This window comes from Polynucleobacter sp. MWH-Adler-W8, assembly GCF_001889925.1.
In the GTDB taxonomy this organism is placed as follows: Bacteria; Pseudomonadota; Gammaproteobacteria; order Burkholderiales; family Burkholderiaceae; genus Polynucleobacter.
The window spans coordinates 146,988-158,962 of the sequence record NZ_LZFI01000006.1 but is presented as its reverse complement, the minus strand read 5'-3'; the positions used below and the strand labels follow the sequence as shown (position 1 = coordinate 158,962).

At 45.3% G+C, this 11,975-nt stretch carries 8 protein-coding genes; 3 read left to right on the top strand and 5 right to left on the bottom strand.

Annotation, left to right across the window (positions count from 1 at the left end):
• On the bottom strand, nt 1–4,499 hold a 4,499-nt coding region (locus AOC28_RS11595), incomplete at its 3' end, for a filamentous hemagglutinin N-terminal domain-containing protein (RefSeq protein ID WP_158009054.1).
• A gap of 1,056 nt (nt 4,500–5,555) precedes the next feature.
• Nucleotides 5,556–7,322 (bottom strand): ShlB/FhaC/HecB family hemolysin secretion/activation protein, encoded by a 1,767-nt coding sequence (locus AOC28_RS08730; protein WP_158009053.1) that lies wholly within the window; start codon nt 7,320–7,322, stop codon nt 5,556–5,558.
• A gap of 101 nt (nt 7,323–7,423) precedes the next feature.
• Here AOC28_RS08730 and nadA point away from each other — a divergent pair, with 101 nt between their 5' ends.
• Both nadA and nadC read left to right on the top strand, forming a co-directional pair.
• Nucleotides 7,424–8,551, top strand: a complete 1,128-nt coding sequence (gene nadA, locus AOC28_RS08725; RefSeq protein WP_072583589.1) for a quinolinate synthase NadA — start codon at nt 7,424–7,426, stop codon at nt 8,549–8,551.
• A 53-nt stretch (nt 8,552–8,604) separates the two neighbouring features.
• A complete protein-coding gene (nadC, locus tag AOC28_RS08720; RefSeq protein ID WP_072583588.1) occupies nt 8,605–9,459 on the top strand; it encodes a carboxylating nicotinate-nucleotide diphosphorylase in 855 nt (284 codons plus the stop codon).
• An 8-nt stretch (nt 9,460–9,467) separates the two neighbouring features.
• On the opposite strand, the gene AOC28_RS08715 is transcribed toward nadC, so the two are convergent.
• Complete coding sequence (locus AOC28_RS08715; RefSeq protein ID WP_072583587.1) at nt 9,468–9,806, bottom strand: transcriptional regulator; 339 nt, start codon at nt 9,804–9,806, stop codon at nt 9,468–9,470.
• Nucleotides 9,799–10,176, bottom strand: a complete 378-nt coding sequence (locus AOC28_RS08710) for a type II toxin-antitoxin system RelE/ParE family toxin (protein WP_072583586.1) — start codon at nt 10,174–10,176, stop codon at nt 9,799–9,801. Before AOC28_RS08710 ends, AOC28_RS08715 begins: the two co-directional genes overlap by 8 nt.
• A gap of 171 nt (nt 10,177–10,347) precedes the next feature.
• Here AOC28_RS08710 and AOC28_RS08705 point away from each other — a divergent pair, with 171 nt between their 5' ends.
• Nucleotides 10,348–10,542, top strand: coding sequence for a hypothetical protein (locus AOC28_RS08705; RefSeq protein WP_072583585.1), 195 nt, complete (start codon nt 10,348–10,350; stop codon nt 10,540–10,542).
• 34 nt (nt 10,543–10,576) lie between these two features.
• Here the strand turns inward: AOC28_RS08705 and AOC28_RS08700 are convergent, their stop codons facing one another.
• Entirely contained in the window at nt 10,577–11,956 is a 1,380-nt protein-coding gene (locus AOC28_RS08700) for a TAXI family TRAP transporter solute-binding subunit (protein WP_072583584.1), read from the bottom strand.
• Nucleotides 11,957–11,975: the final 19 nt, after the last annotated feature.

Below are 11,975 nucleotides of genomic sequence, written 5' to 3'. Positions count from 1 at the left end.
CCACCGCTATAGGTATTAGCACCAGAGAGATTAAGCACTCCAGAGTTATATCCACTTGCAGAGTTCAGTGCCACAGATCCCGATCCAGAAATAATTCCGGTTACCTGGCTTGCGTTTGAGGTTGAGTTAATTGTGAGACTAGATAGGCCAGTCACCGCAGCAAGACTGACTGCACCACTGCCCGTAGTAATTGTTAAGCCAGATGTAGTGCTAAATTTAAATACGGCTATTCCAGATCCACCAGTACCGCCAAACTGATTCGTCATGCCACCCGCACCGCCTCCACCGCCACCGTAATTGGAGGCAGCATTGCCGCCTGCACTTCCACCGCTACCATTATTACCACCAGTACCGCCATTACCAGCATAGGTGCCGCCGCTACCCTGATTTCCATTGTTCATGTGTGGGATATCACCGGCACCGGCACCACCCCCACTACCATAAACAGCGGAGCTTCCAGTGATATCAGTTGTAAGGCCTGCCCCACCATTGCTAGCTGTTGATCCATTTGCTGAAGTGCCGACCGCTGTTGCTCCGCCGCCGCCGCCGTTACCTCCTCCAACACCATTCGTACCCGTACCTCCGTTATAGCCGTACGAGGTCAATCCAGATGGGCACCCGGAGCAGGAAGTAACCCCACCAGGATTATGTGCACCACCATATCCATTTCCACCGCCACCCGATCCTCCTGAAATACCTGTTGAAGAGCCCCCACCGTTACCTTCACCACCTGCACCACCGCCATATACAGTGATTGTTGCGCCGCCAGTAATAGTTGTATTGCCACCATTGCAACATGCATTTGTAGTGCTAAATGAACTAATACCCCCCGCTCCTACAGTAACCACATAATTGGTGTTAGCTGTTAGCTGCATCGTGCCAGATGCAACACCACCACCACCACCACCACCACCACCCTCATATCCACCGTTGGAGACAGCGCCACCAGATCCGCCACCAGCCACAAGAAGTGTGGAAACAGAACTCAATGTCAGACTGCTAGAAGGCGTGAATGTGTAATTAGTTCCGCTCCAAGAAATTGAACCTAACATGCCTAACGAAGAGGCTGAGGAACTGGCGGAGTAAGTAATTGCATTGAAGAGATAACTACTGTTTCCCAAAAACTCTAAAACAGTGGGCTGAGTTGTAATGCTGCCAGTAACCGTTACACCTGCATTACTTGTTTGCAATACGATAGATGGCATGCCAAGAACAACGTTGCCAGTGTAGGTCTGACTACCCATTGTTGTAACGTTGTTATTGATATAGATCGTTGTTGCAGTAAGTGATAGCGCAGCTGTTCCACTTGAAGCGCTAATTAATCCATTAATAACGATGGCGCTGGTAGGGCCAGATCCTGAAATGGAGTTTGAGCCAACACTTGTTGCAGCATTTGTAGCGTTGATCGTGACGGCTGTTCCAGCATTTAGAGCCGTGTTAATGTAGCCAGCCTCAGTACTTCCAATGATGTATGTATATGGATCTATTAACCACATTCCCCCTCTACCTGCATTAATACTTGCGAGCATAGAAAGGGTTGCGCCGGAGGTTTCTACTAAACCACCCGCGGTCGTATTACTTAGGTTGGTTTGAGATGCATTAATAGTAGTTAATGCATCTAAGCTCGTATAAATAGAAAACGGCAATGTGCTGTTATTAGCATCATTGCCGATTAAGATTGTTCCGCCTTGAATAAAGCCACTCGCTTCTACTGTTGCACCTGAGAGAATGGTTTGATTGAAAGCTGAAATGCCAATGCTACCGCCGCGACCATTGCCGCCGTTGGTCTGAATCAATGAGTCAAAGAGACTTAAATTCCCTGCGCGAGAGAGGATTCGGATGCTGCCGCCGTCCGTTGTACCGTTTGCGTATAAACCACTATTGACAATAACTGAATCTTGTGAAACATCAATAGATATGGTGCCTCCAGGCCCGTTCGAACCATTCGTTTGAATAGTGGCACCGCCATCAAATTGGGCATTATTTGCAGAAAGCGCAAAAGAGCCACCGTTTGCGCCATTGGCGCTTATCGCTCCTGAGAGGTGTACATCACTAGTTGTCAGAGTGATTACGCCACCGGGGCCATTGTTGCCATTGGCCTGAATCAGAGACCCGCTTTGAGCATTTAATGCTTGAGCAGTCATGTTGATATAGCCACCGGTAGTGCCATTTGCCTTGATTTCTGCAGTGCTGTAGAGATTAATCTCCCTAACGGCAGTCAGATTGATCACATTGGTCTGATTATTGGCGGTATTTGGGGTGCTGATGGTCGCATCATTAGCGGCAGTTGTTGAGTACACAACATCCAGCGCAGTTGTGGCGTTATTTTGTGCAGTCAAGAACGCAGGTAAGTCTTCCTTACGAATAACATTGCCGTTATACGTCACCGATGTATTGGTATTTGTGTTGCTGTTTGTATTGGTGTTCGTTGCAACATTTAAACCACCAGATACGTATATTGCTTGTGCAAGTAATTGAATCGCTGCACCCAGTGTTGTTGAGCTCACTGCATTGATGTTTCCGTTTGCATAAACACTTTGTGCCTGCACCGTCACTTGTGTTGCCGTGATTGTTGTGCCAACGTTCAGATATGCAATTGAACTGTTAATGATCACGCTCAAATTTTGTCCGCTAATGTCAGCGTTCAAATTAAAAATACCAGATGACGTTAATGTCAATGTTGTTTGTGTAAGACCTTGCTTCAGAATATTTGCGCCACTAGCAATCGTAAGATTGCCACTACCCGCTTGCGTACAGCCACCAAGGCTTGGGCAGACATTGCCATTCACAGCAATGCTGACGTTGTTGTTTGCAAGAGCAAGTGAAATGACATTTGCAGCAGATGCGTCAATGATCAAATCAATTGGATCTAGGAACCACAAACCAGATTTACCTTTTACAGCGCTGGTATCAACAACCAATTTTGGCGCAAGGTTTACTTGTCCTTTGGAGCTTGTTTCAACAAAACCACCATTGCCGTTTATTGCACCACCAATTGCTTTGAGCGTTCCAGCAACAGTCGTTTTAACTTGCGACCAAATCGCGATAGATCCTGCATTACCGTTTTGAGTTGCAGACACGTCAATCACAGCGCCCTGCTTCACGGTCACAGTGTTTGCCATTTGTTTTGTGTTCGCTGCTTGTGCTGCATTACTTGCAACGACTGCTTGATTTTGTTGTGCTGTATTTGCACTAGGCGTTTGCGCATTGACTTGCGTACCACCAGAAGCTTGGGTTTGCGCTAAACCAACATTCACCTGTCCGCCACCAGCTGTGCCAGTTGCTGTCGTAGAGGATTTCTTAGTGATCTTGATATCGTTTGCGACAAGATTGACTTGACCGCCTTTGCCATTAGTTGCAGAGCTATTGGCCTCAACTGTGCCTGCCTGGGTGACATTATTGGCAACCAGCTCAATGACACCACCGTTGTTGACCATGGAGGAGGCAGATATCTTGCCGGTGTTTTTTACCACTGAACTCATCAGCTGGTTAGCCGCTCCTGCGGCGAGGACAATCAGGCCCCCATTAGCCTCAACTACCCGCTTATTGACGATGAGGGCTTTCAGGGTCGCCTTATCTACCGTAACGCCAACCAAACTGTGATTGCCCTGGAAATTCAGGGTCACTTGGTCGCCAGCAGCCATGGCAATGCTGCCACCCGCCCTGGCTAGGACATAACCCTGGTTTTGGACCTCTGGAGCCAGCAAAGCGATAAAGCCATCAGGCTCATTGGCCTGAATCGAGCCTTTATTGATGATTTTGCCGGTTCCATTGCCGTTATAGGTGGATTTACCGTCCATAAAGTCTTTATCAGCGATGTTCATGGTGCTGGCCGTAACGGCTGCAGCATCTACCTGAGCACCCCTACCAAAAACTACGCCATTTTGGTTCACCAGGACGATTTGGCCATTGGATTTGAGGGCTCCATCGATCTGAGAAGCGCTAGTGCCAGTAACTCGATTCAAAGTCGCTGAATTTGCACCTGGAGTATTGATGTTTACAGAGGCATTTTTACCAATGTTAAAGCTATCCCAATTAATCACTGCACGTTGCGTGCTTTGATTGATGGTCATGGTATTGGTTGTCTGTGAAATCGATGCAGAACCTGCCACTACCTTTCCGTTGGTTGGCAATGCATTGAGTGGCTGGGCCACCACATATTCACATTGGAATGCAATTAAAACGAAAAAACTCAAAATGGCTTTTGGTTTGATTTTGGAGATGCTTTGTAATTTGAAATTGGAAGACAGGGTCGCTCGAGCAAATTTCTTCTTCAAAACACGATCTTGGAAAGATTGGACCAAGAGTATGAAAGCATCAAAAATACAAATCGTATTTTGGGTAATATTTTGAACCGCAACGACCGAAGAAAACATCTCAAGAGATGAGAAGAATTTTGCAATCTTTCGGGTCGGTGATTTGACGGTATTTTGGAGTGATTTCTTAACCGCTTGCGTGCGCGCAAGCAAGGCAATTCCCTTGCACATTTGTGTGTGCAAATGAATGCTACCTTGCGAGAGAATTTTTTTCAGTAGTACCAAAATATTTTTTACAAATGGTGTGTGTTTTTCATCTATACGAATCTGCGTTAAACCCTTTGTACATATAAAAAAACATCGCAGACGTTATTTTAAATAAAGTATTTTTTGAGAGCAAATATTGAAGTTGTCAAGCCCTGGAAGCCCCGTCAAATCAAGACCCAGTTTTAGAGCCATTCTCTAGATATCGCTTTTGAGAGGAAATCGCCCTTTTATGAGCCAAAGAGGCAATTCCGTTATCAGGGCCATATAGGGGCATTATTTTTAAAAAAATACGCTCGTATTTTTGTCCAATTGAAGAAATAAAGCGGGTTTATTTCAGTAGAAAAATGGAATGGAGCTGGCTCTATTTGAGCGAGAAAAAAGAATGTTGCTTCTCACTCAATGTGTATTTAAAAAGTGCCATTTTTGTGTCATTTTTATTGGCTATTTTTAAGTGTTTTTTGAGTTCACTAAGTGGGTTTTATCTGCCCCAAAATATCCATCTAATTTCACCCAAATTGGGAAAAGATTTCCGCCTAGAAAGAATCGGCTTGAGCTGTCTTGAGAGTTTTCATCTTTGACCACCCACCCGATTTTGATAAACCAATCCAGTGATTAGCCAGATCTTTTTTTTGCATTCTGAATCGAAAAAAGATTCTCAGAATTTTGACTTACACCGCCTATTTTTGAAAATGTAAGACTTCTTCCTTGGGTTCTTGTTGTTTTTGACTGGAGTGATTTACCTTGAAACTTGCATTAGAAATCCAGCGGATGTCCCAAGTTCATTCAAGAAGTCGTTATTAGTAAGGTGCATCAAATTGAAGGTTAAGCATGGCAATTTTTTGCATTTACCAATAAGAAATTGGCTTGTTATTTTGATGCAAAAACATACCGTTTTTTTAGGCAACATTTGGTACGAAAATTTCAAGAAAAAAGACTCAAAAACCACCCTCATTTGCGGGAATTTTTGAGTCCTGTTCTCTATCACTTAGGTTTATCGCCCTAAGTGATTTTTTATTGGGTATTTTGGCTGTATTAGAAGCTATAACTGCCGGTAATCCAGCCTCTTGGTTGGGTTTTGCTGCCATCGGTATTCACAGGTTGGCCATATTGACTATATAGGGGGTTTTTACCCACCATCCAGGCAACCATGGCTCCTAGATTCCAACCCTCGTAATCCCACTTTGCTCCAAAACCTGCACCCATCAGTGAATAGGTATTGTTGGCGTTAGTAAGGCCTTGCCAGCCTGGGTAGGTAAATTTGTATTGCTGCACCACGCCACCATCAAAGAAGGCCGATATGTTTACTTTAGGCATCAGCTCATGACGCAACTCCATTGTGAAGATTCCGCCTTGAGCGCCGCCCGATTGCGCCACTGGGTAAGCGCGCACGCCATAGGGGCCGCCTAAATAAAATTGCTCGGCAGAATTGAGGTTGGTAGAGGCAAATTGGCCAGATAAGGCGGTATACAGGGTTGTTGTACCGTCTTCAACCAATTGCTGGTTGCGGTTACCAGAAAATGTCAGCTTGCTGAAATTGCTGGGGGTAATAGGCTGGTAAACCGTTGGAGTGGTATCTGGTACAGCATACATGCTGTAGTTCGACATGCTGATTCCCAAGATGCTGAGGTTACCCAAAATTGCCGTTACTGAACCACTGCTAACAGCCCCATATCCAAAGCCATCCACAAAATTTCCGGATAAACCTGCTGATAGATTATTAATGTTGTAAGCGCTGATGGTTGTATTAGTAATCGTATTGCGGTTGTTGTAGCTCTTGATGTCGTAGTTCAAGCTAGTATTGAGGTTGGCACCTTGCGAACGAATGAGCGGGTAAGCTGCGCTGACGCCAGTAGTCCATGCATCACCAGCGCCGCCCGTGGACGAATAGTTGCTGACGTTTTTATATTGCAAATAGGTTCCTGCCAAACCCAGTCTTAAGCCATCTCTGGAGCCAGGTAGCGAGATAGCGCCCTGCACATATTGAGACCCCTGGGAGAAAATTCCATTGACTGATGCCGAGTCACCAATTCCCAATGCGCCGTTCAGGTTCATCGAAAATACACCTTGATTTGCGCCAGTAGTTCTACTGCCGTAGTTATTGGCCTCTACCCTACCCTGAACCAAATCGGGCTGAGTCAGCTGCAAACGCAGATTGGTATCACCATCTTTTTCGCCCGGCTCTAATTGACTTGAAACCATCACCCCTGGAGTTTCATTGAGGATGATGATGGCGCGCTCAACTGCATCCATGTTGAGCGGATTGCCCAAAGGGTTGGCATAAGTAATATAGGCCGCTGCTTGCTCTTTACTAAAGCGTGTTGGTCCCTGCGGATTCTCCACTTCAACTTTTCCAAGCTTTGCCTCGGTAATCAGGATCTTAACTACCCCGTCCTTAATTTTTTGGGGAGGCAAAATTGCTTGAACCGTATAACCCTTCTTACGGTATAAGGTCTGAATGGCATCGCAAGCTCTTTGTAAATCATCAAAGCTCACCGGCACACCTACCCAAGAACGAATTGCCAACTGCACTTCTGCTTCAGGAAGAATATTGACTCCTTCCAGCACAAATGAATTAACCGTAAAACGCAATTCACCTTCTTTGCTGGCGCTTGGCTCGCTTGGCGCCGCTTTACCGGGCTCTGGCAATGCCAACGGCGAAGGTAATGGCAATTGTTGCTCGAGACCTCGCTGTAATGCGCCCGCATCAACTTGAGCATTTACAAGAGATGCGAGGCCAAGCTGCAGCGTCAGAAAAGCAATTGCGGATAGCTTGAAGGTCTTAGTACGGTTTGAGTGCATAGTTTGGGTACTGAATATCAGCATTAAATATCAAAAAGTTCTGAGATTTTAACGGTTTAGAGCGTTTTACAGAAAAATGCCTATACAGGTTAAGATTTCGTATGAATTCAACTGTTAGCGCCCCAATTGCCTTTGATTACCCCCTGCAAGACTCAGCTGGCATCACCTGCACAGCTCAAGCCTGGGCCAAAGTACCGCACCACCTAGCTGGTCCTGAAAAAGCAGCTGTCATTACCCGTATTAAGGAGTTATTAGTAGAGAAAGATGCCGCCTTAGTGGCTCACTACTATGTTGACGGTGATATCCAGGATCTAGCTATCGAGACTGGTGGCTTTGTTGCCGACTCTCTGGAGATGGCACGCTTTGGCAAGAATCATCCCGCCAAGAATCTGATTGTTGCTGGCGTTCGCTTCATGGGTGAGTCTGCCAAGATTCTCAGCCCCGAGAAACGCGTCTTCATGCCCGACTTAGAGGCTACCTGCTCATTAGATTTAGGTTGCGATGCTGCTGACTTTGCTGCTTTTAGGGCAGCGCATCCAGATCGTGTTGTCGTTGTTTACGCAAATACTTCTGCTGCTGTAAAAGCACAAGCCGACTGGATGGTCACTAGCTCCTGTGCTTTAGCAATCGTTCATCGACTCAAGGTGGAAGGCAAGAAAATCTTGTGGGCACCCGATCGCCATCTTGGAAGATACATTCAAGAACAAACTGGTGCAGATATGTTGCTATGGAATGGCGCTTGTATTGTTCATGATGAATTTAAGGCGGCTGAACTGGAGATACTGAAAGCAGCGCATCCGAATGCCATGATCTTGGTTCATCCTGAATCGCCACAAGCCGTAGTAGATCTGGCAGATGTGGTGGGCTCTACTTCAGCCATGATCAAGGCCGTGGTTGAGGGCACTGCTACTGAATATATCGTGGCCACCGACAACGGCATCTTGCATCGCATGCGTCAATTGGCGCCCAACAAGAAACTCATTGAAGCACCCACTGCTGGCAATAGTGCTACCTGCAAGAGCTGTGCCCACTGCCCCTGGATGGCCATGAATGGTCTCCAGGGTATTTTGGATTGCCTAGAAAATGCTTCTGGAGAAATTGTTATCGATGAGCCCATTCGGGTTGAAGCGCTAGGTTGCATAGAGCGCATGCTCAATTTCACAACCAATCACACTGACTTACTAGCTAAAGCGCAACATGGCTTTGTCAAGAATATCGGCGCCGCCTAATATTATTAGTTCCATTATTTTTCTTTTTTCCTTTGGATTGATCCGAATTCTCCATGTTTGAATACAACGAAACCCTAGAGCAAGCGCGTCAACGTAATATTCATGATGCGCTCATGGAGGATATTGGCACTGGTGATTGGACTGCAAAGCTTGTCCCCAGTAAACCCGTTAATGCTCAGTTAATCGTTCGCCAAGAAGCTGTTCTTTGTGGCGTAGATTGGTTCGAAGGCACGCTCAAGAAGCTCGACCCTAATGCAAAAGTCACCTGGCATTACCTTGAGGGCGACATGATGAAACCTGACACCAAGGTTTGCGATATTCAAGCTGACTCACAAGCACTGCTTTCTGCAGAACGCACCTGTATTAATTTCTTACAAACACTTTCTTGGACGGCTAGTATTACTCGCCAGCACGTTGATGCGATTGCCGGCGCTAGTCCGAATCCAAAGGGCTGCGCGGTATTAGATACACGTAAAACCGTTCCTGGATTACGTCAGGCCCAGAAGTATGCAGTGTTAGTGGGTGGTGGAAAAAATCAACGTCTCGCTCTTTGGCATGGAATTCTCATCAAAGAAAATCATATTGCTGCTGCTGGTAGCGTTACCGCTGCATTAAAGAATGCGCAAGCACTGAACTCCGGGGTTGATATTCAGATTGAAGTAGAAAACTTTGCTGAATTAGAAGAGGCTTTAGCTGCAGGCGCCAAGAGCATTTTGATTGATAACTTCAATACCGATCAAATGAAGCAAGCTGTTGCCATTACTGCTGGGCGTGCTTTACTGGAAGCCTCTGGTGGTATCAACCTAGACCAAATGCGCGCCATTGCAAGCACTGGTGTTGACCGCATCTCTCTTGGAAAACTCACCAAGGATGTACATGCGGTTGATTTCTCAATGCGCATTTTGTAGCAATTTGGCTATACCAATAGCACTTGAATACCCTTAGTTTCAATTAGCTGAAGTAGCTTGGCAGCGGCACCACTAGGGTGTTTTCCAGAACCTGTCGACTCCCATTTTTGTACTGTAGAGACACTTACATTTAGTACTGAGGCAAAAATGGATTGACTCATTCTTGCTTGATGAATGCGTATATCCGTCACTTTTTTAGGTGTAAATAAAGGTGGCTTTTCTAAGCAAAGGGTCTTCATTTTTGCATAATCATGCTTAGTTAAAAGACCGTGCTCCTCCAATGCCTGCGCCATTTCCAATAACTCGTCAAGCACCCTTCTATCTTCAGATTTTAATTTTTTACTCATTGCAATTTAGCTCCTTCAATATCCCAGCCCTAACTAGTACCCGCAATCTATTTCTATCTGCCTTTTCGAATGACTTAGCAATAATCGTTGCCGCCTCTTGCTCCACATTGCTAAAGTCAGAGCCGGGATAACTCTTTTCCCTGCCAACGATAAAAATAATTGCTTCCTTATTTTTCTTGGCAACAATAGTGCGAATGCCCCCGCTTTTGCCCTGACCTGGAAGTGGGATTCTCTTTTTACATACCCCGCCACCTAAGTCAGCCTCATAAACTCCTCGCTCTATCTCTCTAGCAGCATTACAAAGTTCTATAGCTCCAATAATTTTTCTTGCCCAACGATCGAATGTTTTTGTTTTTAAGACTATTTTCATAGTCGAGATTTTAATATATAGCACTCAGTGCTATAACATTGTATCCGACAATGAATTAGGGTTGCAAGTAACCGGCTTTTATAGAAGAATTCCGTGCAAATCTATAGAGTTAAATCACACAAGCTATGCGCGTCATGTGAGAAGCCTGGTATCTACAACGCAAGAGGGAAGATGAAAAACAAAACTACAAGCCCCTATGATGTGGCAGAACATTTGCGCACACCCCAGGAGATGGCCCTCTATCTTCAAGCATGCATTGAGGAATCAAATGGAGATGTTGAATTTATAGCAAGGGTATTGGACGATATAGCTAGAGCCCAAGATGCAACCCTGGAACCCAATGGGCCAGGGTGTCCTGAGATTTAATACATTAACTACGCTTGCGAGCAAGCGCACTAAATTACCCTTCCCTACCCTTGTAAATCAACTGCTTCTCCAGGGCGTTGCGAATAAATTCAATATTGCTTCGCAGGCTATAGCATTCAGCAGTGGCTAGCTTTGCTGCTTTTGATCTGAGTATTCTGCGCTCCATCTCATTAAGCACCTCAATATATTCACTGCGACGATTAGGGTCAAAGGTTTGAATCGTGTTCTGCTCAAATTTATCCAACTCTTTATAAATCGAGTTAATTTGCTTCTTAGCCAGGTTGGTTCTATATGTTGGAATTGACTTAATAATCGGATATGCAAAAGCAGCAAAGGGGAGCAAGAGGAAGAACATGCGCTCCAAGAACTCAGCGAGCCAAAATGGCAAATACTTCATTAATGTCGGGGTGCCTTTTTCATAGAAGAACTTTGCCTCATCACTCAATGGCGCTTCAGTATTCATATAGGCCGGAAACTCTCCCGCCTTAGAAAAATAGGATTTGTTACCGTTAATTTCTCGGGCAGCCTCGAGGAATAAAACTTGGATTGCTGGGTGGAGGCGGTTATCAATTAAGAGATTGGTCGTAGTCGAAATCAACTGTATAGGGTGATCAGGGATATTTTTCCCGAGATCAAAGCCGCCCATAGGCACTGATACCTCCTCGAAATACGGTAATAAACGGGTATATGCGTCTGCACGCGTAAATGAAGCTAACTTAATGCCTGGATTTTTAATGAGACTTTGCACATTTGGTGAATCAAAACCATCCACCAAGATCACAGCATCAATTTCGCCACGTTCTAAGGCATGAACACCTTCGGCATTGCCAAGGCCGAGCAAATTAGGGGCATCACCATTCAAGCCATTGAGTTTAAATATGCCAAGAGCCTGCGTACGTGTTCCACTCCCTACCGGGCCAATATTGATTTTGAGTTTGGCAATATCTCTATCAGATACATGAATGCTTTCATTGAAGGCATTCTTTCGGTAAAACATCCAAACTGGCTCATAGTCAACACTACCAAGGGATTCCACACCAGAGAGATTGTCTACTGCAATCATTCCACCCTGAACAAGGGCCGCTTGGATTGGATCCTTGCGATCAATTAAATGCTGTAGATTTTCTTTTGAGCCATGGGTCTCTACCAGTTCGAGCTTAATTCCCTTTTTCTCAAAATAGATCTTATATTTTTCACCTAATACTTTGTAGGAGCCACCGGTACCGGTTGCCATTAATACTTTATTGGGTGGTGCAGGCTTTGCAAACCAAATCAGAATAGATAGCGCAAGTATTAATAAGAAAACAAGTGGCCAGACTTCTCGTAAAGCGCTAAACCAGTTCTTGATTTCATCTGCTGCCGTTTGGTAAACAGCAGAGATATGTTCGCTGACTTCTTCTTTAAAACTGGCCATGTCATTCCTCGTGATATTG

Bases quoted from the DNA above. Each gene is read 5' to 3' on its own strand.
- AOC28_RS08715 (WP_072583587.1), bottom strand. From the start codon at position 9,806: ATGAGTAAAAAATTAAAATCTGAAGATAGAAGGGTGCTTGACGAGTTA.
- AOC28_RS08700 (WP_072583584.1), bottom strand. From the start codon at position 11,956: ATGGCCAGTTTTAAAGAAGAAGTCAGCGAACATATCTCTGCTGTTTAC.
- AOC28_RS08705 (WP_072583585.1), top strand. From the start codon at position 10,348: ATGAAAAACAAAACTACAAGCCCCTATGATGTGGCAGAACATTTGCGC.
- nadC (WP_072583588.1), top strand. From the start codon at position 8,605: ATGTTTGAATACAACGAAACCCTAGAGCAAGCGCGTCAACGTAATATT.
- AOC28_RS08730 (WP_158009053.1), bottom strand. From the start codon at position 7,322: ATGCACTCAAACCGTACTAAGACCTTCAAGCTATCCGCAATTGCTTTT.
- AOC28_RS08710 (WP_072583586.1), bottom strand. From the start codon at position 10,176: ATGAAAATAGTCTTAAAAACAAAAACATTCGATCGTTGGGCAAGAAAA.
- nadA (WP_072583589.1), top strand. From the start codon at position 7,424: ATGAATTCAACTGTTAGCGCCCCAATTGCCTTTGATTACCCCCTGCAA.